At 50.5% G+C, this 26324-nt stretch carries 27 protein-coding genes; 19 read left to right on the top strand and 8 right to left on the bottom strand.

The features are described from left to right. Positions 1-96: 96 nt before the first annotated feature. Positions 97-2871: a DUF3536 domain-containing protein gene (locus tag ACUVQO_RS07000; RefSeq protein ID WP_445925172.1), complete on the bottom strand. Its 2775-nt coding sequence runs from the start codon at positions 2869-2871 to the stop codon at positions 97-99. Between the two features lie 801 nt (positions 2872-3672). Here ACUVQO_RS07000 and secD point away from each other — a divergent pair. From secD to guaD, 4 genes are read left to right on the top strand one after another with little or no spacing between them, the layout of a single operon-like run. Next, positions 3673-5082 (top strand): protein translocase subunit SecD, encoded by a 1410-nt coding sequence (secD, locus tag ACUVQO_RS06995; protein WP_445925171.1) that lies wholly within the window; start codon positions 3673-3675, stop codon positions 5080-5082. 8 nt (positions 5083-5090) lie between these two features. Further along, on the top strand, positions 5091-6077 hold the full coding sequence (secF, locus tag ACUVQO_RS06990; protein ID WP_445925170.1) for a protein translocase subunit SecF: 987 nt from the start codon (positions 5091-5093) through the stop codon (positions 6075-6077). A gap of 10 nt (positions 6078-6087) precedes the next feature. Beyond that, complete coding sequence (locus ACUVQO_RS06985; protein WP_445925169.1) at positions 6088-6507, top strand: hypothetical protein; 420 nt, start codon at positions 6088-6090, stop codon at positions 6505-6507. A 34-nt stretch (positions 6508-6541) separates the two neighbouring features. Continuing rightward, a complete protein-coding gene (gene guaD, locus ACUVQO_RS06980) occupies positions 6542-7888 on the top strand; it encodes a guanine deaminase (protein WP_445925168.1) in 1347 nt (448 codons plus the stop codon). Between the two features lie 107 nt (positions 7889-7995). Here the strand turns inward: guaD and ACUVQO_RS06975 are convergent, their stop codons facing one another. After that, positions 7996-11268: a glycoside hydrolase family 15 protein gene (locus ACUVQO_RS06975; protein WP_445925167.1), complete on the bottom strand. Its 3273-nt coding sequence runs from the start codon at positions 11266-11268 to the stop codon at positions 7996-7998. A 489-nt stretch (positions 11269-11757) separates the two neighbouring features. Between ACUVQO_RS06975 and pds the strand changes: the two genes are divergently transcribed. From pds to rlmN, 3 genes are all read left to right on the top strand, one after another. Beyond that, positions 11758-13188, top strand: coding sequence for a 15-cis-phytoene desaturase (pds, locus tag ACUVQO_RS06970; RefSeq protein WP_445925166.1), 1431 nt, complete (start codon positions 11758-11760; stop codon positions 13186-13188). 185 nt (positions 13189-13373) lie between these two features. Then, on the top strand, positions 13374-14306 hold the full coding sequence (crtB, locus tag ACUVQO_RS06965) for a 15-cis-phytoene synthase CrtB (protein ID WP_445925165.1): 933 nt from the start codon (positions 13374-13376) through the stop codon (positions 14304-14306). After that, the gene (gene rlmN, locus ACUVQO_RS06960) at positions 14303-15526 is read left to right on the top strand and encodes a 23S rRNA (adenine(2503)-C(2))-methyltransferase RlmN (RefSeq protein ID WP_445925164.1); all 1224 of its coding nucleotides are present in this window, start codon (positions 14303-14305) and stop codon (positions 15524-15526) included. Before crtB ends, rlmN begins: the two co-directional genes overlap by 4 nt. Here rlmN and ACUVQO_RS06955 read toward each other — a convergent pair. After that, positions 15523-15711 (bottom strand): replication restart DNA helicase PriA, encoded by a 189-nt coding sequence (locus tag ACUVQO_RS06955; protein ID WP_445925163.1) that lies wholly within the window; start codon positions 15709-15711, stop codon positions 15523-15525. The genes rlmN and ACUVQO_RS06955 overlap by 4 nt on opposite strands. A gap of 409 nt (positions 15712-16120) precedes the next feature. Here ACUVQO_RS06955 and ACUVQO_RS06950 point away from each other — a divergent pair, with 409 nt between their 5' ends. Beyond that, a complete protein-coding gene (locus ACUVQO_RS06950; RefSeq protein WP_445925162.1) occupies positions 16121-16909 on the top strand; it encodes an ATP-binding cassette domain-containing protein in 789 nt (262 codons plus the stop codon). 9 nt (positions 16910-16918) lie between these two features. Then, positions 16919-17542: an ABC transporter permease gene (locus ACUVQO_RS06945; RefSeq protein ID WP_445925161.1), complete on the top strand. Its 624-nt coding sequence runs from the start codon at positions 16919-16921 to the stop codon at positions 17540-17542. Positions 17543-17592: 50 nt separating this feature from the next. On the opposite strand, the gene ACUVQO_RS06940 is transcribed toward ACUVQO_RS06945, so the two are convergent. Then, positions 17593-18879, bottom strand: a complete 1287-nt coding sequence (locus ACUVQO_RS06940) for an MFS transporter (RefSeq protein WP_445925160.1) — start codon at positions 18877-18879, stop codon at positions 17593-17595. 243 nt (positions 18880-19122) lie between these two features. Between ACUVQO_RS06940 and ACUVQO_RS06935 the strand changes: the two genes are divergently transcribed. After that, positions 19123-20013 carry a universal stress protein gene (locus ACUVQO_RS06935; RefSeq protein WP_445925159.1) on the top strand — a complete coding sequence of 297 codons (891 nt, stop codon included), beginning with the start codon at positions 19123-19125 and terminating at the stop codon, positions 20011-20013. Here ACUVQO_RS06935 and miaB read toward each other — a convergent pair. Then, on the bottom strand, positions 19940-21325 hold the full coding sequence (gene miaB / locus ACUVQO_RS06930; RefSeq protein ID WP_445925158.1) for a tRNA (N6-isopentenyl adenosine(37)-C2)-methylthiotransferase MiaB: 1386 nt from the start codon (positions 21323-21325) through the stop codon (positions 19940-19942). The two genes, ACUVQO_RS06935 and miaB, sit on opposite strands and share 74 nt — an antisense overlap. 233 nt (positions 21326-21558) lie before the next feature. On the opposite strand from miaB, the gene ACUVQO_RS06925 reads away from it, so the two are divergent. The 4 genes from ACUVQO_RS06925 to ACUVQO_RS06910 are packed head-to-tail and all read left to right on the top strand — an operon-like array spanning position 21559 to position 22779. Then, positions 21559-21804, top strand: coding sequence for a hypothetical protein (locus ACUVQO_RS06925; protein ID WP_445925157.1), 246 nt, complete (start codon positions 21559-21561; stop codon positions 21802-21804). Then, a complete protein-coding gene (locus ACUVQO_RS06920; RefSeq protein WP_445925156.1) occupies positions 21805-22044 on the top strand; it encodes a hypothetical protein in 240 nt (79 codons plus the stop codon). After that, complete coding sequence (locus ACUVQO_RS06915; protein WP_445925155.1) at positions 22026-22544, top strand: MFS transporter; 519 nt, start codon at positions 22026-22028, stop codon at positions 22542-22544. The genes ACUVQO_RS06920 and ACUVQO_RS06915 overlap by 19 nt, the downstream gene beginning before the upstream one ends. Continuing rightward, positions 22504-22779 carry an MFS transporter gene (locus ACUVQO_RS06910; protein ID WP_445925190.1) on the top strand — a complete coding sequence of 92 codons (276 nt, stop codon included), beginning with the start codon at positions 22504-22506 and terminating at the stop codon, positions 22777-22779. The genes ACUVQO_RS06915 and ACUVQO_RS06910 overlap by 41 nt, the downstream gene beginning before the upstream one ends. Positions 22780-22935: 156 nt before the next feature. Here ACUVQO_RS06910 and ACUVQO_RS06905 read toward each other — a convergent pair whose 3' ends face one another. Beyond that, positions 22936-23472, bottom strand: coding sequence for a Uma2 family endonuclease (locus ACUVQO_RS06905; RefSeq protein ID WP_445925154.1), 537 nt, complete (start codon positions 23470-23472; stop codon positions 22936-22938). Here ACUVQO_RS06905 and ACUVQO_RS06900 point away from each other — a divergent pair. Beyond that, positions 23467-23667 (top strand): hypothetical protein, encoded by a 201-nt coding sequence (locus ACUVQO_RS06900; protein WP_445925153.1) that lies wholly within the window; start codon positions 23467-23469, stop codon positions 23665-23667. The two genes, ACUVQO_RS06905 and ACUVQO_RS06900, sit on opposite strands and share 6 nt — an antisense overlap. Before the next feature lie 36 nt (positions 23668-23703). On the opposite strand, the gene ACUVQO_RS06895 is transcribed toward ACUVQO_RS06900, so the two are convergent. Both ACUVQO_RS06895 and ACUVQO_RS06890 read right to left on the bottom strand, forming a co-directional pair. Further along, on the bottom strand, positions 23704-24024 hold the full coding sequence (locus tag ACUVQO_RS06895) for a helix-turn-helix domain-containing protein (RefSeq protein ID WP_445925152.1): 321 nt from the start codon (positions 24022-24024) through the stop codon (positions 23704-23706). After that, positions 23939-24253, bottom strand: a complete 315-nt coding sequence (locus ACUVQO_RS06890) for a hypothetical protein (protein WP_445925151.1) — start codon at positions 24251-24253, stop codon at positions 23939-23941. Before ACUVQO_RS06890 ends, ACUVQO_RS06895 begins: the two co-directional genes overlap by 86 nt. A 261-nt stretch (positions 24254-24514) precedes the next feature. Here ACUVQO_RS06890 and ACUVQO_RS06885 point away from each other — a divergent pair, with 261 nt between their 5' ends. From ACUVQO_RS06885 to ACUVQO_RS06870, 4 genes are all read left to right on the top strand, one after another. Continuing rightward, positions 24515-24691 carry a GlsB/YeaQ/YmgE family stress response membrane protein gene (locus tag ACUVQO_RS06885; protein ID WP_445925150.1) on the top strand — a complete coding sequence of 59 codons (177 nt, stop codon included), beginning with the start codon at positions 24515-24517 and terminating at the stop codon, positions 24689-24691. 58 nt (positions 24692-24749) lie between these two features. After that, positions 24750-25169, top strand: a complete 420-nt coding sequence (locus ACUVQO_RS06880; RefSeq protein ID WP_445925149.1) for a hypothetical protein — start codon at positions 24750-24752, stop codon at positions 25167-25169. A gap of 251 nt (positions 25170-25420) precedes the next feature. Then, positions 25421-25756: a phospholipid-binding protein gene (locus ACUVQO_RS06875; RefSeq protein WP_445925148.1), complete on the top strand. Its 336-nt coding sequence runs from the start codon at positions 25421-25423 to the stop codon at positions 25754-25756. 86 nt (positions 25757-25842) lie between these two features. Next, positions 25843-26324: hypothetical protein (locus ACUVQO_RS06870; protein ID WP_445925147.1), on the top strand; the 482-nt coding region annotated here is incomplete at its 3' end.

The raw sequence follows: 26324 nt of genomic DNA, 5'->3' as shown, positions 1-26324 counted from the left end.
AACGAAGTCCACTGGAGATCTGCCTGTTGAGACTGCCGGAATAAGCTTGGGAAAACTTATGTTGATTATTCAGTTTAAAATCATTGTCCCAATTTCTTAAGGCAACTTGGCTAACCATCCGGCTACATCGATCGCCAGGGTTTGTCCCAGGCGCAGGAGTGAGCGCAGATGGGGGAGACGAATTTTGACATCGGCCCAGTCAGGGGTGAAGGCGGCTCCCTGAGCTGCGGTATCCAACCAGTGCAGACATTCAGGAATAATCCAGTCGTGCAGGCAGTCGAAATACAATTCCTGAGCAGCGGCCAAAGACAGCCCCAGATGCAGTTGATGGCCCAGGCGAATCAACCGTTCCAGGTAGGCCATATCTTCCTCCAGCGTGGCGGGATTGAAATGTACCAGGAGGTTTCGCAGGGATTGCAGAATCAATCGTTCCAGGGTTTGTTTCGCTTCGGGTTCATGCACCCGACAGCGTAACTGGTCAGCTTCGCGGGCGATCGCCTCCAACTCCGCGAGATGGCCCAATCCCAGAGGACGATTATCCACGGTGGGATCGCTCCACTCCTGCTCCAGCAATCGCAGGGCCAGCAATACCCGTTGACTGAGGGCTACTTCTGTCGCGACCTGCAATTCCTGGGGCACAGACAATCCATCCCGATGAAAGGCCATGAGGATGCCGTAATTATCCCGGTACACCTGGGAATAGAGTTGATCCAGACGGGTCAGTGTTCCCTGAGTCAGCATTCGCATAATCCGGTGTCGTTCTTCGGCAAACAGACTTTGCAGGCTGAACGACTGATCTCCAAATAAACGAGTCATGGTGAGAATCATCTGAGCCGCACTGGCCTGACTTAAGGTACTTATCAGAGCTTCTTTGATCTGGCTATACTCTCGTCGTCCACCAAAGGGTTGAATACAGCAGTGGAAATCCCAGCCACCCAGATGCAGCACGGCAAAGACTAGATCCGCTGTTTCGTGGGTGATTTCGGAGGTGAGTTGTAAGCGCCCGATCGCCAGGTTCATAGCTCCCATGCGCTGCAGCTGATAATCGGTTTGATAGGCAGTATAGCAATATACTCGCTGTTCTTTGGCCGGAGCGGTGAATAGAGAACTGATCGCATAATGGGCAGCCACCTGTTCCAGACTTACCTGAGCGGTAGTCACCAGTTGGCGATACACCTCTGCTCCATGGTTGAAGAGGTCTACATTGCTGGGAGCCAGGGCCAACCGTTTGACAAATGCCTCTTCCAGATGAATTCCAGTGACATCTCCGGCCAATTCGATCGCTCTTGCCGCATAGCGAAGAATTTGCGTGCCTTCCGGTCGGGATAGTTCCTCAAAAAACCAGCCACAACTGGTATACATCAACAAAGTGTGACGTTGCATTTCCAGTAAGCGCAGGGCATCAATCCGCTCGATCGAATTTAAAGCATGGGTTTGATGGCGAGCCAGAAACGCATTCACGGTAGCGGAAGTGCGATCGCGAATCACATCAATATATTCATCCCGTGCCAGCCAGGGATCCTGAAACAGTTTGCTTCCCACCTCTACATACACCTGGGCCAGTTGATCCCGGAGCCAGTCCAGCGCATTCCGTAACGGTCGCCGCCATTTCTGATGCCAGCCCCCTTCACCACCGCATCCACAATCGTCTTGCCAGCGATCGACTCCATGGCTGCAACTCCAGGCCGTCACCGGTTTTAACTCCACTTCCCAAGTGGGAGGATCGAGGGAGAGATAATGGGCAAAATTGGTGACAGTCCACTGGCGATCGGGAAATTCATGCACAAAGCTGTAAGCCAGACACTTCTCTGTGCCGCCTTTGTGATGCCCAAATGTTTCCCCATCCGTGGCAACAGCAATGATCTGAGCCTGCCGCTGCTCTCCACGTACTGCCTGTCCTAACCGACTGGCAAATTGCTGGGAGTGGCTGAGCACCGTATCAAAACCCATATCGCGCGAGATGGGGCCGTCGTAGAAGAAAATATCAATATAGGGACAGTCAAGTTCTAAGTTTTGAGTTTTAAGTTTTAAGTGGTTATCCAACTTAGAACTTAAAACTGAGAACTCAGAACTTTTCAGGTAGCAGCGGTAGGGGCGGGTGGGGTCGATTTGGCTGCCACCGACTTCGTGCCAGTCAGGGTCGGGCTGTTCAGCCGTGGGGAAAGGACGGCAGCGTTGGGCCTGAGAGGGAGCGAGGATGATGAATTTGATCCCTTCGGCAACCAGGGCTTCCAGGGTAGGATAGTCCACGGCGGTTTCGGCTAACCACATACCTTCGGGATCGCGGCCAAACCGAGAACGAAAGTCTACTTTGCCCCAGCGGATTTGCGTGCGTTTGTCCCGATCGTTAGCCAGGGGCATGATGATGTGGTTATACACCTGGGCGATCGCATTTCCATGTCCATTCAAGCGGGCACAACTCTGGCGATCGGCTTCCAGAATTCGCTGATAGGTTTCGATGTCATAGCGTTCCAGCCAGTTCAAGAGGGTGGGGCCAAAGTTGAAACTGAGATATTCGTAATTATTGACGATTCCCATCACTTCTTCGCGATCGTTGACGATACGGGCGAAGGCATTAGGGCGATAACATTCGTGATGAATGCGTTCATTCCAGTCATGGTAGGGAAAGGCACTGGGTTGTCGCTCGATTGCGTCTAGATAGGGATTTTCACGGGGAGGCTGATAAAAGTGCCCATGCACTACGACATACACACCCTGAGCAGCGGTAATGGGAGTTTCAGCAAGAGTGACACTTGCAGTCGGACTGGCAACCGCTAACCCACGGAGATCACTCTGCGGAGCAACAGGATGAGAGTCAACGGAGAACTTTGCAGATTGGCGCGATCGCCCGGTGTTAGAGCTAGATGTCATAGGATGTGAGAATCAAAAACTTACAATCGAAGCAACCTAAAACCTGTCAAGTTAAATCCAAGATTTCCTACTGGCTTGACTCCAGTACTCTTTTCACTCTCTATCATTCCCCAATCCTGGAGAACCTAATTCAGCATCACAGTTTTAATCAAAGTAGCTTCTCTTGTTTACTAGAACTAATGTTTGATCTGTGCTGTACATTAAAGATTTTAGATTTAATCATTCCAAACTCTTACACAGGACGGGTTAGCGCCGCGTAACGCATTAACTTTTCAATGTGAATAAATATGACTTTAAATGAGATACGTTATAGCTACCGCCTAATCCATCCTGCAATGTTGATGTTCATGAACTTTCATGACTTGACTCAATCTTGAAATTTGTCAAGCTCATCTTTACCCTGCTTGTGAGCAACAGTCGCAGGTGTCAAACGTACCGCACCTGCGATCGATTGAGCCGCAAATTTTAGATCAACTTAAGGTTCAGCACGGGGATCACATGAATTGTTGTAATCAGCAACTGTTTTCAATATTTTGTTGTGAATTTCTCAGATGTCACGATGGAGAATTATTGGGCAGACTCAGCTCGAAAAGTGGAACTGAGAAGTAACAGAGGCATAACCGATAAAAATACGTTATTTCGATAGGCTTACCATAGATTATTGAAATAGCAACAGCTTTCTGTAGCCAGTAGGTCAATTTCGCAAAGGTTCGCCTGTGTCTGAATTTACAATTCGCAACCCAAAAATGAAAACTCAAAACTTGAAAGCGTTATCATAGCGTTTGTTGCAGGGAAGACAGCATGGGAAGACAGCGTTATTTACTACTTCTGATCGCGGCTCTGGTTATTGGTGCGATCGTCGTCATTCTGAACGTGCCCACTCAGTTAGGGTTAGACCTGAGGGGTGGGTCACAGTTGACTATTCAAGTGAAACCGACTGAGGAAATCAAAGAAATTACCCCCTCTGACCTGGATGCGGTACGGCGGGTGATTGAAGGTCGGGTGAATGGGCTGGGAGTTTCGGAACCCCTGGTACTCACATCGGGGAAGGATCAAATCATCGTGCAACTGCCCGGAGTTAATGATCCGATTCAGGCAGAGCGGGTTCTAGGAGGAACAGCTCAACTCGATTTCCGCAAACAAAAAACAGGCACTGAGGCACAATTGGCGATCGAGCGGCAACAGTTGAGAGAAAAACTGACGCTGCAACGGGAACTGAGGAAATCAAACGACGAGGCCGCGATCGCCAAAAATCAGGCGGAACTGAAAGCAGTGAATGATTCGATCGCGGCCCTGTTTGAAAAGACTGAGCTATCTGGCAAGATGCTAAAAGATGCCTATCCCAGCGCTACAAATGTCCAGAACAAATGGGATGTCGGCTTACAGTTTGATCAGCGCGGTGGCGAGTTATTTGCTGAGCTCACAAAAAGTATTGCTGGAACCGGACGCACCCTGGGAATTTTTCTGGATGGGGCACCCATCAGCGAAAACTTTGCTTACTCGGTGGATGTCAAATATGCCCAAACTGGGATTACAGGCGGTAATGCAGTCATTGAAGGTAACTTCGACCTGGAAACGGCTCGCGACCTGGCCATCCAACTGAAAGGGGGTGCCCTGCCGCTTCCCGTAGAAGTCGTGGAAAACCGTACCGTCGGTGCCACCTTAGGAAAAGACAGTATTCAACGCAGTATTTATGCGGCGATTGGTGGTTTGGTGCTGGTACTGATTTTCATGGTGGCCTATTATCGGCTTCCTGGCTTGATTGCAGACATTGCCCTGGTGATCTACGCTATCCTGACTCTGGCAGCTTTTGACTTGCTGGGAGTGACCCTGACACTTCCTGGGATTGCTGGATTCATTCTCAGTATTGGAATAGCGGTCGATGCCAATGTCCTGATTTTTGAGCGTACACGGGAAGAACTGCGATCTGGAAAAAGCCTGTACCGTTCTGTAGAATCTGGGTTCTACCGCGCCTTCTCCAGCATTCTGGACAGTAATGTGACCACGCTGATTGCCTGTGCGGCGTTATTCTGGCTTGGGGCAGGATTAGTTAAAGGATTCGCACTGACACTGGCCCTGGGGGTACTGGTGAGTATGTTCACCGCCATCACCTGTAGCCGTACCCTGCTACTCTATACCTTGAGCTTCCCAGGTTTGCGAAAACCGCAGTACTTCTGTCCCAATCTGGAACCTGTGAAAGCGGAGGCATAGTCAAACCCATGAAACTTCAGGTCATTCGACAACGAAATGTATGGTGGGCAATTTCCTCTGCCCTGATTTTGGCGGGTATTGTTGCCATGTTCATCTCCTGGAAGCAGATTGGCGCACCCTTGCGGCCCGGACTGGACTTTGTGGGCGGCACCCGCTTGCAATTTGAACTGGATTGCAGTAAGGCTGATAACTGCCAGAAGCCGATCGACATTGCCGCTGTCCGTAGCGTTATGGATGCAGAAGGGTTGGGAAGCAGTAATATTCAGGCGATTACCGATCGCGCCGGTAAACAGGTTGGGGTCACGATCCGTACTGCCCCGCTGAACGGAGAACAACGTAATCAGATCCAGTCTGCTTTGAGCGAGAAACTAGGAACCTTTGACCCCAGCAAGACTCAAATTGATACGGTTGGCCCAGTCATTGGTCAACAGTTATTCTCGGCTGGCTTACTGGCGCTGATTGTGTCGTTCGTTGGCATCACGATTTATCTGAGTTTGCGGTTCCAGTTGGACTATGCCATTTTTGCGATCGTCGCCCTATTCCATGACATTTTGATCGCTGTCGGTATCTTCGCGATCCTGGGACTGTTATTCAATGTGGAGGTCGATTCCCTGTTTATCGTTGCCCTGCTGACGATCGTGGGTTTCTCGGTAAATGATACGGTGGTGATTTACGATCGCGTTCGCGAAACCATTGCCCTCAATCCAGAGCGTCATATCGATGACATTGTGGATGCTGCTGTCAATTCCACGCTGGCCCGTTCTATCAACACCACGTTGACAACGCTACTCACCCTATTCTCAATCTTCTTTTTCGGTGGGGAAACCCTGAAGCTCTTTGCCCTGGCATTGATTATTGGCTTCACGATAGGGGCTTACTCTAGCATCTTTATTGCCAGTACACTGCTGGCTCTATGGCGAGAGCACACGGGTCAGGTATACGGCCCTGTTCCGGTTGCTCCTACCAACGATGGGGTTAGTTCCGAGGAGGTCTAGTAATTCTGCGATGGAGCTATTCGGAAAGCAACCTGCTGCAACCTCCGAGGATTTGCTGGATCCCCTATTTCGGGAACAGGTCGATCGTCTACATCGGGTAACAGTCTATGCTCGCTGGATTTTTGCTGGCATTCTCTGGCTCACGGTCGGTTCCATCAGCCTCTGGGGATTGCGGTATCCCATTTCCCTGCTCCGCGAATACTTCACTTGGTCGGCAGTTCGCTATGGGCTGGTATTCAATCCTTACCCAGCCTTCGGACTATTTCTATGCCTGGGTGTGACGCTGGGGATTCTTGTCTGGCAAATCCGCAATTGGTTATTTGGCTTGCCCAAGCGAGAACGCAAACGTTTAGAACAGGCTGTTCTTCGCATTCGCCAGCAAGGCCCCAGCCATCCCCTCTGGAAATTTGTTCAAAGTAATCATAGCTAAGTTAAAAATTCAACATCGAAACCAGGATGGCTTAATGTCAATTGACTCTACCCCCACTGCATCCAGCCTCAAGGCATTTCGTGCAGCCTTCCTCGACCTCACTGATAACCCATTTTTTGTTCCAGAACTTGACTGTGTTCGCTATATTCCCGATGGTTTGCTAATCATTGAAAATGGCATTTTTAAAGAACTGGGGCCTTACGACAGTCTGCGTGAGAAATACACTCAGGTGCCAGTCATTGACTATTCTGGCAAATTGATCACGCCAGGATTTATTGATACCCACATTCATTTTCCCCAGGTTGAGGTGATTGCCGCTTATGGGGAGCAACTGTTGGAATGGTTGTATAAATATACGTTTCCCACTGAAGGTAAATTTAAGGATAAAGAGTATGCGCGTCAGGTGGCTAAATTCTTTTTAGATGAACTACTCAAGAATGGCACTACCACTGCTCTCGTATTTACCGCCGTATTTCCCCAATCTGCAGAAGCCTTTTTTGAGGAAGCCTACGATCGCAACCTGCGGATGGTTGCGGGCAAGGTCATGATGGATCGTAATGCTCCAGATTTTCTGCTTGATACAGCAGCATCTTCCTATCAGGATAGCAAAGCTTTGATCCAGAAATGGCACAAAAAGGGACGACTGCTCTATGCGGTGACTCCCCGCTTTGCCGTCACGTCTACCGATGAGCAGTTGCGGTTAGCTGGTAAACTGCTGGCAGAGTTTCCTGATGTCTATCTCCACACCCATCTCTCCGAAAATCCAGATGAGGTAACGCTGGTGGCTCAACTCTTTCCCCAGGCAAAAAACTATCTGGATGTATACGATCAGGCCGGATTAGTGGGTCCGCGATCGGTGTTTGCCCACGGGGTACAGCTTACAGATGAAGAATTTCAGCGACTCTCACAAGCTAAGGCGGCTATTTCCTTTTGTCCCACCTCAAACCTGTTTCTCGGCAGCGGCCTGTTTAAGCTGGGCAAGGCTAAATCCCCTGATCATCCAGTCGAGGTTGGCCTGGGAACGGATGTAGGCGGCGGCACCAGTTTTTCCTTGCTGACCACAGCTCACGAAGCTTATAAGGTTGTGCATTTGCAACAACAGTGCCTGTCTCCCTTCAAAGCTCTATATTTAGCCACACTGGGGGGAGCCAGAGCTTTGTACCTGGAAGACAAGTTGGGCAATTTTGCACCTGGCAAGGAAGCCGATTTTGTGGTGTTAGATACGAGGGCTACCCCACTGTTGAGCTTCCGTAATCCCATTCCTACAGTGGCATCCGTCACGGCTCTCGCGGATGAAGTGTTCAGTCTGATTATTTTGGGGGACGATCGTACCATTCAGGCCACTTATGTCATGGGAGAAGTTGCCTACGAAAAGAGGTAGTGATCGGGGAGCAACCAAAAGGGAATGCGCCTGAACCGATAAAGTCTTCAGGTCTGAATGAGCTTTTGTCACCTATCCAAATGGCGAGGAAAAGATTTTCAAAATGCTTAGTTAGATTCTTCTTCCTCCTGCAAGGGTTCGACTCCAAAAATTGGAGTTTTTTGTTTTGTGGTTTGGGCCAGGTGAATCAGGAAGCGGAGGGCATTGACAATATGGGTGGCGCAGTCGTAGGGCGAACTGGCATAAAAGCTGCGCCATGCCGATGCTTTGAATTCGTCGTAGCGATCGTCCTGCCCCGGATGCTGAGATAACCAGGCCAACCGTACTGCGTGCCCAATCAGAACATCCAGGACAATGTATTCTTCGATGTACAAATCCGGGTTACGTTCGGAAAAAGCGGCCAGTTCCATCAAGGCTTCAATGTTCACCTGGCGATATTCGGGAGCCTGGATTTTATTCAGCAGATGTTCAACGCGGAGGGCAAAGTTTTTCTCGCCAGGGGTCATTTCGGCCAGCAGAGGTTCACTTTCTAAACGGTTACGGCGTTCTAACTTGTCACCAATTACTAGCCCTTTACAGTGTTTCAGGACTGTCCAAACCTTCGGATAAAAGCCCTGCGGCACCCGGTTCAAGGCTCCATCTAGTTGGCGCTTGTGCAACCAGTTCTGGTCAGTTGATTTGGCTTCAACGGCATTTAGGTCTACGGCCCAATCGATGTCTTGTTCCCGTTGAGATACCTTCAACGATTCCTGCTGGAACAAAGTCTGATTCACGTCCTCATATCCTTTCAGTACCTGATACAGGCGGGTTTGCATCTCGTGAGGGCTGAGTTGCATCAGTTGCTCATAGGCTTCATCCTGGGTAATCTGCCGCTCCTGAGCCAGTTTAGTGGTCAGCAACAGAATTAGGTAGCCAACCCGCAGCGTCAGCAGGCCATCAAACAGGGAAGGTTCGGATTTAATCAGCAAACTGAGGTAGACCAGAATTTCCTGAGTCAGGACACGATCGCGGATATCCTCCCGACAAAACTCTCGCAGTTTCTCCATCATTTCCTGGGGCGACAACGGTTGGGTAATCAGAGAGGCTTCGTTGTAGGAACGGCCTACAGCAATTTGCTTTTGTCGAACTAAAATGTCCGTCACCGCATCTACCAGGTTAATCGTCATCTTGTCACACACCCCCGCAACTCCACGCAAGATGCCCCATAGCTTCAAGCTGTCTGCTTTGACATAGATTTCGCCCAGCAGTTGTTCCACAGTGACACGGCGATCAAGCTGGCCTAATCCGGTATCAAAATCCAGCCCTTTCAAGCGGGCCAGAGTACTCAACAATTCAAATTGCTCATACAGGTTTACGGACTGCCGCAGGCTCTTGAGCAACGGGCTGATCTCCGTTTCCACCTCCAGCTTGAACTCCTGGGTAATACTGAGGGGAAAGTTTTTGTCGGGATCAAAGGCTAGGAAGACTTCCGTGGGACGGGCATCCTGGACGGGAGATTGGGCAAATTCAAAGTCATGCAGGAAGCCGATCCGCTCGACACAGGCGGTAAGCATTAATTGGTTAAGCCGTCCCAATTTTACCTGTACGCCATTACAGTTGCCCTCCTGGAGTTCCTTCAGCAGGGTGAGGATGGGGAAGGTATCGCCGCTACCGTCATCCTCCGTCTTGAGCATGGAATGGGTCAGTAGCAGGGTCATAGTAGGACGACCCAACTGATTCCAGTGGCGCTGGATGTGAGCTAGTTCCGATCGTATCTGACTCACCAGGAAATGGGGATCCAGGGTGAGATAGAGTTGTTGATCCAGAAAAGATGGTAGAAAGACGATGGTATTACCGCAAATGCGGAAGATGCGGGAAGTAGTCAGGCTACGTAAGCGGCGGAAGGGGCGACCTGTGAGTTTCAGTTTGTCATTGCGGCCAATCTGGGTATAGGCAGCAGCCAGATCTTTCGCCTGCCGGACTTGAATCGGCTCGAGTTGGGTGGGGGTTTGGGTGTCGATCCCGTACATTGCCAATTTAGATTGCAAGGCTTCATCTTCAGCCAGGAGGGCAATCTGAACGATCGGCGTTCTTTGCTGCCGCACATGCAGATGCCGTCCCAGAGGATCCACATCGCCCACGGACAACAATCCTTCACTCAGCATCTGGCCCAACAGGTACAAACTCTGTGCCCAGACCAGGGGAATGTTTTCGTTCGGGAGGCGGGTCTGGCTCTGGGGCGCTTTTTTTTCAGCATCGATCGCCGCTTTCGGCACATAGTAAAGCTCTGGCAATAGTTTCAGGCCATCCCGCTCGACTAACAATCCCTCTAAGCGGGTCTGGTAGTCCTCAACTTGCTGGCGATCGCCTCGAAACACACCATCTAATAACAGATAAGTAAAGAACAGTGGCCACTCGCATTCAATATTTTCAAATTGCTTTAATTCCCAGGGTTCATAGTGCAAGCGGGTGGTATCTTCAATCACGGTCTGATGACCATCCCGGAGAAACCGTTTACAGCCGTAGCGCCCCTGCAGTTTGTCAATAATTTTCTGGCGGGTGCGATCGCATAACTGCTCGTCATCTACGGCAAAGGCTGGAAAGCTAATCACACTCAGCAGCGCCGCATCCACTTCCTTGGAACTGGATTCTCTAGGCAGTAGAGATTCCAGGGTAATGCGGGTACGGGCAATTTCATCAGGCATCACATGGATGACAGAGGTTTGGCCTCCCTGCACGCCATAGAGGTTCAGGCCATTCATAGCTTCCAGGGCCGCTTTTGCCATACCTACGGAACTGGCATTTAACTCTGGATTACCGTGGTTAATTTTGTTGCCCCGCTCCCAGATGCCGTAGTCGGGGGTGCGATAGGCCCGTCCAATGTAGTAGACGAGATTTTGAATGAAATTCACTTCATCCGTATTAAAAATAATGTGCAGACCAGACGCAGTCATCTGGGCCAGCATCAAGAGAAAAATCGAGGTTGCGTCCAGTTGTAAATGCCCCCAGGCATCATCGCCAACCACAACATCCCCTGTGGCCGTGTCATATTTGGCGTGCAGTGCATCTAAGGGGGATTGGGTTTCTTTGAACGATTCCACCTTGGCCGCCTGCCGCATCATGGCAAACAGCAGCCCCCGCATCAGTTTGACGACGCTGTATTCCAGTTCCACAGTGCGGCCACTGTCATCGTCCACTTTCCGGTAAGCCAGCGCCAACCCCCAAACCGCCAGAATGCTGTACACATTATCCCGTACCCAGGCATCGGTGTAGTCTCCATGAGCATTCACAGCCGTACTGGCGGGGAGTAGCCCGGTAATGGGATTTTGCCGATTCAAAATAATCGCGCTAATTTGCTCGTAGTAATGGTTGAGGCGGGTGGATCGATCGGATGCCTTCATGGACACTCCTGTAACAGTGGGGATGCAAAATCGCAGGATCTTTATTTAAGAATGATTTCCATCCTACAAAAGAAGCTGGAAGAACTGTTTACATCCGTAGACAAGCTGATTTATTTGCAAGAACTTTATTAAAGTCTGCTTTTCAATTACCGTAACTTTACGTATTTTTCGGTAGGCTAATAAGCGTTGAAAGTAACACCAACTCGGAACTGAGCCCGCCTCCTAACACCTACTCCTGCTCTCCGATGAGAATACGTCTATCTCTTGCTTAATGCCGTGCTCTTCGTGCCAATTTCTCAGCAAGAGTGATTTTGGTTGTGTGGATCCGACTCGGTGGTTGAGTACACCCTGATGCTAACCTCGGTGCGTAACCGGGGTTTTTTATGTATTTTGATGCAAAACCAGGGAAAACCAGGCCAGAAACTGAAAATGTTACAGAATGCAACGTATAATGAGAAACGATAATTTTGAAGAAAAGATAAAGAATTTATGCGTGTTGCGATCGCGGGTGGCGGTTTAGCTGGGTTAGCCTGTGCCAAGTATCTGGTCGATGCGGGTCACACACCGATTGTTCTAGAAAGTCGGGATGTGCTGGGTGGTCTGGTAGCTGCCTGGAAAGATGAAGACGGTGACTGGTATGAAACCGGACTGCACGTATTCTTTGGTGCTTATCCCAATATGCTGCAGCTGTTCAAGGAATTGGGTATTGAAGATCGCCTGCAGTGGAAAAAGCATCAACTGATTTTCAACCAACCGGAAAAACCGGGTGTGCTCTCCTACTTCAACGTGCCGGACATTCCCGCCCCCCTGAATGTGATTGTTTCTATTCTGCGAAATAACGACCTGCTGACCTGGAAGCAGAAAATCCGGTTTGCTGTGGGTTTATTGCCAGCCGTTGTTCGGGGCCAGAAGTACGTCGAGGACATGGATCAATACACCCTGCTGGAATGGCTCCGCATGCAAGGAGTGGATGAAGGCGTAAATACAGATATTTTTATTGCCGCCTCGAAAGCCCTCACCTTCATTAACCCGGATGAGGTATCGGCCACCATTCCCCTCACCGCCCTCAATCGTTTTCTGCAGGAGCGCTACGGTTCCAAAATTGCCTTTCTGGATGGTTCTCCAACCGAGCGGATGTGTCAGCCGATCGCCGATCACATTACCCAGGGGGGTGGGGAAATTCGGATGAATGCTCCTCTCAAAGAAATTGTCTTGAATCCGGATGGCACTGTCCAGCATTTTGTGATTCGCGGGTTAAATGGACAGCCGGATGAGATTCTGACGGCAGATATCTATGTATCGGCCATGTCAGTGGATGTGATGAAGGTGCTAATGCCTGCGACCTGGAAGCAGATAGAATTTTTCCAGAAGCTGGATGGCCTGGAAGGAGTGCCTGTGATCAATCTGCACCTGTGGTTCGATCGCAAGTTGACAGACGTAGACCAGCTTTTGTTCTCCCGCTCCGAGTTGCTGAGTGTCTATGCAGACATGAGTAATACCTGCCGTGAGTATGAGAACCCGGAGCGATCGATGCTAGAACTGGTACTGGCTCCTGCGAAGGATTGGATCGACAAATCTGAACAGGAGATCATTGCCGCAACGATGGCCGAACTGCAAAAGCTGTTCCCACAACATTTAACAGGAGATAATCCAGCCAGGTTGTTGAAGTACAAAGTGGTGAAAACACCGCGATCGGTCTATACCGCTAGCCCTGGTCGGCAGGCATTCCGTCCCACCCAGAAAACACCGATCTCAAACTTTTATCTAGCTGGAAGTTACACCATGCAACGCTACCTCGGCAGTATGGAAGGGGCCGTACTTTCTGGTAAGCTGGCAGCGCAGGCTATTGCAAGCAGTTCGCTGGCAGTAGACTCCTTATCTACCGACAGTTCGACTGAGAAGCCTCTTGCTAAGGTTTAACTGGGCAAGAATGATAGATGATGGTCTATTAATGCGACCAATGAATCATCTGACCAACGATGAAATTGGACGGTTTAAGGATCTATGGCTCATGCGATATTGAAAACTTGTAATCCTGCTGATGCAGAACCTGGTATCTCTGAGTCCACTCTTGCCTGCACTGTTTGTCGAGCATTCCTGGGGACATGCTAAAACTGCCTGACCATTCTCGTGTCACACCCCTGGCATCCATTGAGGATTCCTATGAGCTTTGCCGTCAAATCACTGCAAAGTATTCCAAAACCTTTTACCTGGGCACTTTGTTGATGCCAGAGGAAAAGCGACGAGCTATCTGGGCCATCTATGTCTGGTGTCGGCGGACGGATGAATTAGTGGACGGTCCCCGTGCCAGTTTTACCACCGATGAGACGCTAGATCAGTGGGAAGCCCAGCTGGAGTCCATCTTTGCAGGTACGCCGATCGAAGATGCTGACGTGGCTTTGGTGGATACGCTGGAACGATTCCCCGTCAATATCCAACCGTTTCGTGACATGATTGCGGGACAACGCATGGATTTGTATCGCTCCCGCTACGAAACTTTTGAAGAGTTGAACCTGTATTGTTACCGGGTAGCAGGTACGGTGGGCTTAATGACGACTCCCGTGATGGGTGTGGATACCACTGTCCGGACAGCTCCCTGGGATGTCTACCGGAATGAGCAACGAGATCCAACAGAAGAAGCGATCGCCCTGGGAATTGCCAACCAACTCACCAATATTCTGCGTGACGTGGGAGAAGATGCTCGTCGAGGGCGGATTTACCTGCCATTGGAAGACCTAGCCCTATTCAATTACACGGAAGCAGATCTGTTTAATGGGGTGGTGGATGAACGCTGGCGCAGCCTAATGAAATTTCAAATTCAGCGGGCCAAAAAGTTCTATGCCTCCGCCGAGTCGGGGATTAGTGCCCTCAGTCCTGATGCCCGCTTCCCAGTGTGGGCGGCCCTGATGCTGTATCGAGGCATTCTAGATGTGATTGAACGTAACCAGTACGATGTCTTCCGCAAACGCGCTTACGTCCCTGGCCCGCAAAAGCTGACCTACCTGCCGATCGCCCGTTTAAGAGCCGCAGTTTTATGACGATCGCGACCGATGCAAAATCGCCCATTCTCACCTCCCAGCCCTTATTGGGTCAATCCCTGGCTGAACTGACCACCTGGGTACAACAACAGGGGCAGCCAGCCTACCGGGGTAAGCAACTGCATGAGTGGATTTACCAGAAAGGAGTGCGATCGCTGATCGATGTTTCCGTCTTTCCTAAACAATGGCGCTCTGAATTAGAGAATGTTCTTCTAGGACGCTCTACCATTCATTACCGCTCTGTGACCTTCGATGGTACCGTCAAATTCCTGCTGCGTCTGGCCGATGGCCATATTATTGAAACGGTGGGAATGCCGACGTATAAGAAGAGTTCTCAGTTCTCAGTTTTCAGTTCTCAATTTGGAGGTCAACTTAACCCACAAAACTTAAAACTCGCCAAGACTCCAGCAACACGAACGACGAGCCACGAACCATCCAACTCAAAACTCAAAACTCAAAACTCAAAACTTCCCTCTCTCGATCGCCTTACCGTTTGTGTCTCTTCCCAGGTAGGTTGTCCGATGGCGTGTGATTTTTGTGCGACCGGGAAAGGTGGATTTATTCGTAACCTGGCAGTCCATGAAATTGTCGATCAGGTGTTGACAGTACAGGCACACTTTCAGCACCGGGTCAGCAACATTGTGTTTATGGGGATGGGGGAACCGCTGCTGAACACGGATGCAGTGGTGGCGGCGATTCGCTGTCTGAATCAGGATGTTGGGATTGGCCAACGCCTGATCACCGTTTCTACCGTTGGGATTCCTGGCCGGATTCGCCGACTTGCGGAGCATCATCTCCAGGTCACGCTGGCGGTTAGCCTCCATGCCTCCAATCAAGCGCTGCGGGAACGGCTGATTCCCAGTGCTCACTCCTACCCGATCGCCGCCCTTTTGGACGAATGCCGGGAGTATGTGCAGATCACAGGTCGGCGAGTGACCTTTGAATACATTCTGCTGGCAGGGTTGAACGACGAACCGGAACATGCTCAAGAGTTAGCCAAACACCTGCGCGGTTTCCAGACCCATGTGAATTTAATTCCTTACAATCCAATTCAGGAAGTGGATTACCAGCGTCCCAATGAACAGCGCATTCAAGCCTTTGTTGCTACGCTGAAAAAACATCACATTGCCGTCAGTGTTCGCTATTCCCGTGGGTTGGAAGCCGATGCTGCCTGCGGACAGTTACGGGCTTCCGCGATCGCCCTCCCATCCCAAACTTAACCGTGTGAGGCGTAAATTCCTGGTGCGTAAGCTTCTACAACCTTTGCGGTTTGAGCACACAGGATCATTAAATAGTCGTAGGTTGGGCATTGCGTCCGAATCAATTTCTCTAGCAGCAGGGTATGTCGCTCTGCTGGTCTACCACAGTTGGGACAACAAATCTCGGTAATACTAATCGTGTTCATGTTAAAAACCTAAAGTTAAGCCACTCAAATCTAAAATTCGACATCCAGGGAAACAGACGTGGGGCGATCGCTGTCACAGATTCTCAAGACAACCCCTGAGCCTGCTACAGGTTTATGGCAAGGTCTGATATAGACCTGACTCTGCAGAACAAGCCCTAGAGCATCTATCGCCCAAGCTAAGTAGTATTATCTACCTACCTATGAGAATCATCAATAAAACTTTAGAGATAGTTGAGATTTTCTAAATATCTTCATCAAAAAATCAACGTTCCTCCCGACCAGTGAGATCCTGACTTACAAAGTTTTCCCCAACGAACGGTTTAATCGCCACATCTTGCTTTCCTGTTCTTGCACAACCAAAGGATAGTGATAGGGTAAGGGATAACGATCGCACAAGGATCTGGAGTGCATGGGATCGGATGGCCCGCTGGTGGAATTTCAACAGGTTGAGTTTGTGGTCGGAGGACGATCGCTGCTGGCAGACTTGAATTTCACCATTCAAGCAGGCGAATTTTTGGTGTTGCTGGGTCGCAGTGGTTCGGGCAAAACCACAACCATGAAACTGATCAACCGCCTGATTACCCCCACGGCTGGAGTAGTGCGGGTGCAGGGCAAAGCGACCACCGACTGGGAGCCAATTCAACTGCGACGACAAATTGGCTACGTGATTCAAGAAACAGGACTGTTTCCCCACTTCACGATCGAGCGAAATGTGGGATTGGTGCCGACCTTACAGGGTGAAAAGCCACTGCAGATCAAATCCCGTGTTCATGAACTGCTCCATTTAGTCGGACTGGATCCGGCTCAGTTTGCCACTCGCTACCCGCACCAACTATCGGGAGGTCAGCGGCAACGGGTGGGTGTCGCACGGGCACTGGCAGCGGATCCACCGATTCTGCTGATGGATGAACCGTTTGGGGCACTGGATCCAATTACCCGCATGGAGTTGCAGCAGGAGTTTCAGCGGTTGCAACAGGAACTGGGAAAAACAGTCGTGTTTGTCACCCATGATATGCAGGAGGCGTTTGTGCTGGCTTCCCGCATTGGGTTGATGCAGGATGGTCGCTTAGTGGAACTAGATACGCCACAGGAGTTTGCCCGATCGTCCCATCCGGAGGCACAGACGTTTCTGCGGACGTTGGGGGTTAGGGGTCAGGGATCGGAGATCAGGGATCGGGAATTGGGGATTGGGGATTAGGGGTTGGGGATGGAAAACTTTTTTTTGGTGAAATATGGGTCAGAGATTGTGCAGCGGACGGGGGAGCATTTGCTGCTGGTGGGAATTGCGATCGCGACAGCCATCCTGATCAGCCTACCACTCGGTATTTTGATTACCCGGAACAAATCGTTGCGGCAACCCATTCTGGCTGTTGCGAATATTTTACAGACCATTCCCAGTCTGGCGCTGTTTGGCTTACTGATTCCGCTGGTGGGAATTGGCGTGTTGCCCGCGATCATTGCTCTGACGCTCTACTCTTTTCTCCCGATCATTCGCAATACATATACCGGCATTATGAGCATTGACCCAGCGGTACGAGAAGCCGGACACGGGATGGGCATGACCGATTGGCAATTACTGACACAGGTTGAATTACCGCTGGCCATGAGTGTGATTCTAGCTGGGGTACGAGTTGCCACGGTGATTGCCGTTGGCATTGCCACGATCGCCGCTGCTATTGGAGCCGGAGGTTTGGGGGTGTTCATCTTTCGGGGCATCGCTGTGGTCAATAACCAACTCATTCTGGCCGGAGCCGTTCCTGCCGCCGCGATTGCCCTGCTTGCAGACTATGGCATTGGCTGGTTAGAACAACGGTTTAAAATTAAGTACTGACCTTTTCTGAAATCAAGCTCACCTTTTCACCATCCCCCCTCTGAAACTTCCTATGACTGAACTCCTGACTGAACTCCCCTTTGAAAGACTTGCAGCACCAGCAGGCCGATCGCCGTTGTCGCGGCTGCTCCCAACCAGAAGCGATCGGCAATCAGGGCCGATTGATCCATCGCCCAGCCGCCAATGATCGGGCCAATAAAGTAGCCAATCGCCCAACACTGGGAACTGATCGCAATATAGGAACCTCGCAACGATTCCGAAGCCAGTTCTGAGACAATTGCAGACGCAAATGGTTTATAAGTGACTGAGGCGATTGACAACATACAAAGCGCCCCCACTCCCCAGATTAATTGGGCCGTTGTCACGGTGCCCGTTACCCACACCAGCGCAAACCCTACGGCCCAGATCAGCATAGCAATCATCAACACTCGCACACGCTGATAGTGGGTAAACAATTGAGCAATTGGCAATTGCAGAATTGCACCAATCCCGATATAACACCAGGTAAAGAGATTCGCTGTACTGGTAACAGACGCTCCGGGGCCACCTCCCATTCCAGTCACAAAATTCGTGAAATAGAGGGGAATAGTACTGGCGACGATCGCGATATAAGTCGTAAACAACACATTCGCCAGTACAAACGTAATCAGCAACCGATCTCGCAGTGCCGTCAAAATTCCGGTGGTTGTGTTCTCATGGGTTGAGTTGGGCGATCGGGTTTCAGGAATAGCAAACTGAGTCAGCCCTAGAAAAGCCAGAAAGAAGCCAGAGCAGGCTAGAAATAAGGCGAGATGGTTTTGATGCACCAGGACCAGCAGCAGTCCACCACCCAGAATACCAATTCCATTGCCCAGGTTTTCGGCCACACTCATCACTGCAAAGGCCTGATGCCGCTCTTCTAAGGTCGTGATATCCATCACTGCTGCATCAGCAGCTGTCCAATAAAAGCCGATACTAATTCCTAACAACAAGCAGGCGATCGTTAGCATCGGTAAGGTTTGCGTCACCGCCAGCAACAACGAGACGGCCACACTCAAGGTCGCTGACACAGATAGAGTGGTTTTGCGCCCGAAACGGGGAGAATCGGCCAGAACACCGCCTAGAAGATGTCCCAAAACACCCGTGAGTGAACTTAAACCCAGACTAAATCCTACGGAAGCCGCCGATAGCCCAACCTGATTAACGAATACCAGAGGAATGTAGAAGTAGATTAGGCCAGCACCGATCTGAGACAGCGATCGCCCTGCTGCCTGAATCCACACCTGCGAATTAGATAACTGCAAGGAAGACCACAGGGGGTTGGATTGAGTCAGACTGGCATTTTCTTCAGGATTCATGGGAGAGAAATGACCGTAAAGCCTTGCCAACTTCTGTCATACAGCTTAACAACGAAAGGTTTAGATGGACTGTCTTTCGTCCCTTGTCTTCTACAGATGACTAAACCAAGTCCAGCTAGAGAACAGTCGTTTTCCTATAAGAGAAACTACGGTTCTGGACTTGGACAAGGTTTAATTCTCAATGACCGATGACCAATGACCAATGCTACTGTAAGGGCAGATTGCATAAACTGCTCTGCTTGTATGTTTCAGCGTTTACTCATCTGTACAGACTTTTCTGATGGCCTGCAGCGATTGGTGAATTTTGTCCCCACCCTGGCTGCAACGGGTGTTCGTCACCTTACATTTCTTCACTGTGTTCCACTGGATGAAGAAGGTGCTATCCCCAGAGTGGATAACGAGAAAGTGGATCAGGCGCGGAAGCAAATGGGTGTTACTAGCAGAGACATTCCAGAAGGCACAACTGTTGAAGTGGTGGTAAAATCAGGCCGACCCTGTGATTTGATTCTGAGAGTAGCTCAAGCTCATCAGGCCGAGTTGATTGTGCTGGGGTTGGCAACTCAGAATCTGGTAGCAGAAAAATTATTTGGCAGTACGACGAAAGCGATTTACGAGCACACTAAAATACCGATTCTGGTAGTTCGTGCTCAACTCATCTCAACCTATACCACTGAAGAGTTAGACCTCCGATGCCGTCATATCTTTCGGCATCTGATGGTACCCTACGATGGCAGTGAGGCGGCCAAGCGAGTGATTCGGGCAATTAAAGCATTGGTGCCTGGGTTCACCCCTCCAGTTGTAGAGGCGTGTACTTTATGTCAGGTGCTGGAGTCTATCGATCGATGGCATCTCTCCCGCGAACCTTATATCGCAGCGGCGGAAGCTACTCTGGCAACGGTTAAAGCAGAGTTGGCACCGCTCAACATCAAAGTTGATACGCAAGTCAGGTTAGGTGGAGCCGTGATGGAAGTCTTGAAAGCCTGCCTAGAACCAGACATCAGCGCGATCGCAGTCTCCCACAATCGCCGCAATCGCCTGCTGGAATTTTCGATTCCCAGCTTTACGGTAGAACTGCTGCGGCAGAGCTGGCATCCAGTCTTGTACTTTCCCCCAACAGATGCCCTGACAGGCTAAAGGCACGCGCTTCAGTAATCAACACTGGAACCAGTTTTCCCTGGAGGGTCTGAATATCACCAGGGAAGAAGGTCAGTCGATTGCTGCGGGTACGCCCCATCACTTGATCTGGATTTTTCTCATTTTGGGCTTCCACCAGCACTTCTTCTACCCGACCCAGATAGCGCTGCGATCGCTCTGCTGCCTTCGTGGCTACCAGATGATTCAGGCGCTGCAGGCGATCGCTTTTCACCTCCTCACTCAGTTGCGACTCCCACAGGGCGGCAGGCGTACCCGGACGAGGGGAATAGGCAGCGGTGTTGAGTTGATCAAAGCCAATCTCGTCTACCAATTTGAGCGTATTTTCAAACTGGCTCTCGGTTTCGCCCGGAAACCCGACGATCGCATCGGCACTGATAGCGGCATCTGGCATATAGGAACGAATAATCTCAATAATGCGGCGATACTTCTCCTGGGTATAGCCCCGTCCCATCGCCTTCAGCACCTCGTTATCCCCGGATTGGAAAGGAATGTGAAAGTGCTCACAGACTTTGGGCAATTCCGCACAGGCCCGAATCAGCCGTTCTGTGAAGTAACGAGGATGGCTGGTGGCAAATCGGATACGCTCAATTCCAGGAACATCATGAACGGTGTACAGCAAATCGGTGAGGGTATGTTGATGCCGCCCTTCTGGGGTGACTCCTGGCAAATCTCGCCCATAGGCATCAATGTTTTGTCCCAGTAGCGTTACTTCCTTATAGCCCTGACGGCCCAGTTCCACCATTTCTTCCCGAATCGCTTCTGGCGGGCGGGATTGCTCCACCCCACGGACATTCGGCACCACACAATAGGTGCAGCGCTCATTGCAACCATAAATTACATTCACCCAGGCCGTTACCGTACTGTCACGTCTGGGTTTGGTGATGTCTTCCATAATATGAACGGGTTCCGTGGCGACCACCTGACTGCCACTGAAAACCTGTTCCAATAACTCTCCCAGACGGTTGGCATGTTGTGGCCCCATTACCAAATCCAGTTCTGGCACTCGCCGCAACAGTTGTTCCCCTTCCTGCTGGGCCACACAGCCCGCTACCACCAGCGTTAAATGGGGATCCTCCTGTTTCCGTTTGGCCTGCCGCCCCAGATAGGAGTACACTTTCTGCTCGGCGTTGTCCCGAATCGTGCAGGTGTTGTAGATAATTAAATCTGCCGCATTGGGTTCTTCTTCCCAGGTAAAGCCCATATCTTCCAGAATGCCAGCCATTCGCTCGGAATCGGCTTTGTTCATCTGGCAACCAAAGGTAGTGATGTGATAACGACGGGAAGCAGGCATGGGTGTGTCTCAGTTAAGATCCGATTTTCCATTATAAAGTCTTAATGTAGAGCCTGCTGAGAGCCGCATCCGGCACAAAATTTGCCAGGTTGAGAACAATCAGCAATGGACATGGAAGCTGCGATCGCGGAAATTACAATTCAACTCATTCAGCAACATTCGTCTAAGGACTAATGGTTCACCTTACTTCCCCCTGGTTCAGGCAGTCCATTGTTAGTTAGGTTCTCTATGATGTGGCCAGTTCTGGCTACATTTTGATGATTCCCGGTGTGGCCTATGCAATCTACTTCTGGCAAGTGGTGTGTGGCGGAGCAGCAGATTGTGATGCCCTTTGGGGTCTGCCAGTGGCCCTGTCGTTGGTGGCGGCTGATCTGTTATCTCCCCTGCTGGGAGCGATCGCAGATTTGGGAGCACTCCGTCATCGCCTGTTTGTTGCAGCCACCCTACTCTGCTGTATCGCAACGGCAGGTCTTTATTAGGTGCAACCCGGACGCATCTTCCTGGGCGAGGTTTTCTTTGTGTTGGCCCAGGTAGGCTATATGCTGGCGGCTGGCCTTTATGATACCTATCTGCCCGAACTTGTGGCTCCACACCAGGTTGGACGGCTTTCGGGTTGGGGCTGGGGCCTAGGCTATTTAGGCGGTATTGCTTGCTTTCTAGTCACAATGCCCTTGACTCGCCCTGGACTCAGTCTGACAATTTGGCGCTGTTTCGGCTGACATTTCTGGTGGTAGCGGGTTTTTATTTGGCAGTTGCCCTACCCGCTTTACTCTGGTTGCCGCAGCACCCATCCCAGCCCATTTCATGGCAAAAGACACGCACCCTGATCCGACAAGCCTACCTCCAGGTATTCAACACCCTGCAACATTGGCGACAACAAGCGAACACCTTTCGGTTTCTGGCTGGCTACTATTTGATTTCTGATGTCATTGTCACCCTGAATACCTTTATCGAGATTTATTTCAGTAAGGTGTTTGGTCTCAGCATCAGTCAAATTCTCCAGATCTCCTTACTCTTTAATGTCACTTCGGTGATTTCAACGCTTGGGTTTGGCAGTGCGAGCGATCGCATCTCTCACCAACGATTGCTGCAATTCCTGTTCGGTTTCTGGAGTATCTTGATTCTAGTCATGGCCTTGAGTACCCATCCCCAAACGCCGCTTCCTGGTTACAGTGCTGATGGGACTGGTGTTTGGGCCTACCCAGTCCTTCTGTCGTAGTTGGTTTGCCATCCTCATTCCTACTGAGCAGTCTGGTGAGATGTTTGGGTTCCATGCTCTAGTGAGCCGCGTGTCAGCCATTTTCGGTACCTTGGTGTTTGGAATGATCAGCTCTGTGACAGGGAATTATTGCCTCGCTGTCCTGTCTTTGCTCCTCTTTGTCGATTGTAGCAGTTTCGTTCTGGCAGGAGTGAGGCGTACGCCTGGGTCTTCAAACGACTCCCCATTTGGATAAAAGAGCGCTAAACCATCTGCAAACAGTTCAAACCGAATTCCCAAGGTCGGCGAAGTCCAGGGCAAATTCAGGGTGGATAAACTTGTCCTGGGGTGTTGGCAACGATTCTGCTTCGCAGGATCGCAGTGTGTTGAGTCGGTGCCAGTTGGAGTTCTCCTACCGTTGTTGAGTCATCGCCATCACAGTATCTACGGTCAAAGCGCCAATGTTGTCTAACGTTGGTAGAATATCTGCCCCAGCAAAAATAATGGGTAAATCTGCACCCTGCCAAACCCAGATTTGCTGCCGTTGGAGATCAATTAACCAGGCAAGCTGAGTACCATTGCTCAAGCAATGCAAAATCTTGCTTTGCAAATCCAGTGTGCTTTGATCGGGTGAACGAATTTCAATCATCCAGTCGGGCGCACCTTGGAGGGGGCCATCTACTTCCGGTAGGCGATTTCTGGCAACAACGGCAATGTCTGGGACAGGAGAAAGGGGCGGCACAATGCAACGCAGTTCTTGAATGGCTTCATAGTCAGTTGTGAAAGCATTGATCGCGTTAACCAGGTTGCGTTGCAGGCGAGAATGAAACAGAGTAGGCATCGGTTTTTGCTGGGCGCGACCATTGATAAATTCCCAAGCAGGAGAGATTTCAATATTCGGTTGGCTCAGGAAAGTCTCTAAGGGATTGGTCGTGGCAGGTGATTGCATAAGCTGAAAGATGGGCAGCACATCGGCAACGTGATTCTATTTTATGCTGCCAACTCAGCTTTCTGTAGTGGGCACTACCCACTTTCCCTTCTGCGCCCTAACCGAGCCATTCTCCCGCCACGATTAACGCCCAGCGCTCTGGCTGGCGGTGCGATCGGCAATCCCACTGATGCCTGTCTGCTGCCATCAAAGTAACTTTGCGCTCGCCGAAAGTAACTTATACCCCTCGCTTCAATGTCGTCGAGGGGAGGTGACCAAACATTGCTGATACGCCTGACTAAATCGCCCCATGTGCCAGAAGCCAAATTGGTGAGCTATGTCCACGATTTGGGTCGTGGTCGGGTCGGCGGCTTTGAGCGCTTTGTGGATGCTGCGCAGGCGCAACTGTTTGAGGTAGGCCATCGGACTGATACCAAAGACCTCTTGAAACCCATAGTTGAGCGGGCTTTTGCTGGTATTGAGGATTTTACAGAGATCGGTGAGGGTGATTGGCTGTCCCAGATGGGCCAGCATGTATGCTTCGGCTTCTCGCACCAACTGCGATCGGGTCAAGGAGCGCTGAGAGATCACTGGTTTGTGTCCAATGGATGGATGCTTCGATCAGTAGCGGCAGGTAATCTTCCAGCAGCAACTTACTGATTTTTGGCTGATTGAGGAAGGGCGATCGCTGCTGGACTAAACAATAGAGTTCTCTCAGGTAATGCTGCACTGAAGCAAAGGTTTCGGGGCTTTGCACATGGTTGGTGGCCCAAAAGCGATCGTTCGGATCGATGCGATCCATAATTTGCAGGCAATCTTAGACGAGCTCTCGTTTAACTTGTAGTGCTCCTAATATAAGGTTTTCAGGTAGAACCATATCAATTTCACAGGCGTTGTTAAATCCAAATACCGTGTCATACCTCAATGGCGAACCATGGGAAATTAGTGCTCCAGGCGTTGGGGGCATGACAAAGTCAATATCATTGCCTGGATTGTTTTAGGGTTCATTGCAGGGGCGATCGCCAAAGCAATTCTTCCCGGTCGTCAAGGTGGCGGCATTTTCATGACGACCCTGTTGGGAATTGTTGGTGCGTTTGTCGGTGGCACCCTCCTACATTCGATTCAAACCGGAAATTTTGCCATTGCTGGGGCGACCTTGAGCATCCCCGGAATTATTGTGGCAGTTTTAGGAGCCATCCTATTCATTTTCATCTGGAGTTTGGTGGCTAAAGCAGATTAACAGCAATCCATTGGTTACGGCCATGCAATCGATTTGCATTAACTACGAGGTTGGCTAAATGAGTATTCAGAAAATTGTCATTGTGCCCGCGCTATTACTCGGTTTATCCCTTGCAGCCTGTAGTAATACGGCTGAAACGATGAAGAAAGAGGGCGGTGAAGCGATCCAGCAAACTGGTGATGCGTTGGAGGAAACTGGTAAAGCCGCACAGCAGGATATCAAAAAAGATGCGGAAAAGGTCAACAAAACAACTGGAGCGGCAGCCGATGCCGTTAAAGGGACAGCCGCAGAGGTAGGCGAAGGAACCAAGAAAGCGGTTGAGGCAACTGACAAATTGGTGAAAGAAGCTGGTGCGGCGATCGAGGAAGGAACTGGTAAAGCTGTTCAGGGAACTGGCGAAGCCATCCAGAAGGCTGGCCAAGGCATGAAGGAAACAGGTAAGGACATGCAGAAAGAGGCTGAAACCAAGAAACAGTAATGCTTCTGACCCTTACAGTGAGTCAGCAAACACCTGTTAGATTGACTGGCTTGGTGTAAGTGGAGATGCCTCCCCTGGAATTAAACCAAGTCCAGCTAGAGAACGGTCGTTTTCCTATAAGAGAAACTACGGTTCTAAACTTGGACAAGGTTTAATTGCAAACTGCAGTGGATGGCGCGATCGCTAGCGTCAAGAAAAATTGCCTGTGTTGAGACTTTAGTACTTTTCGCTTACTGCAGGGAGATATTGCTATGGGGTTTCTCAGTAAGTTATTCGGCAAGCATGAAGAAGCCAAAGTCGCTTCAGCCCCTCAAGAGTCGATTCAGGATCTGGCTGCAAAGCACTCGATTCCGCTTGAAAAAGTAGGATTGGATGGAGCCTTCGATGAAAGCGGCTTAGCCAAGCGAGTTGCCAAAGCTCTGGATGATGCCAACATTTCCGGCCATGTGGGTCTGTGGGTTGCCCAAACTGGTAGCGTCGTGGTGTTGAAATATAACCCAGATGCGGAAGGTGTATTAGAACAAGCCAAGCAAGTTGCCCGTGGAGTGGAAGGGGCAACAGATGTCCAGGCCATTCCCAATACTTAGAATCTTTGGGAGAGTATATTGGCTGAGCGTCCTCTCTCAAGTCGGAAGAGGACGCTCAGCCAATTGAAATTTCTGTAGTGAAACGTATGTTGTATCGTTATTTTCTGCTCTCTGGTTGTTCTTTGGCGCTCTTGTTTGCTGGATGCACGCCAACTCCCCCCTCTGCCACTAGTTCTCCCTCGCCAGTCACGTCACCCGCATCGACAACTCCCTCAGCCGTTGAATTGCAACCTGCCGTACAGCAGGCGATCGCCAGCTACATCAAACAGCAAGGCGCCCCCCCAGAGGACAGCGATCGCTTCTTTGCAGACACGATTGACCTGAATGGGGATGGCACGCGGGATGCGATCGTTGTTCTCAGTACCTCCTATTGGTGTGGCACCGGGGGCTGTACGATGCTAGTACTGGAAGGGCAAAAGGATAAAACCTTTCGACTGGTTTCCGAGTCTACCTTAGTGCGCCCGCCTGTAACCGTGAGTGACAGCAAAACTAACGGCTGGCGGGATTTGATTAGTGACATCCTCCCGACACCAATGCTACGCATACGGTGCGGGCTTCCCAAGATCGC

Source organism: Leptodesmis sp., assembly GCF_052746595.1.
Note: the sequence above shows the minus strand (reverse complement) of the source record. Positions and strands in the feature narration are given on the sequence as shown.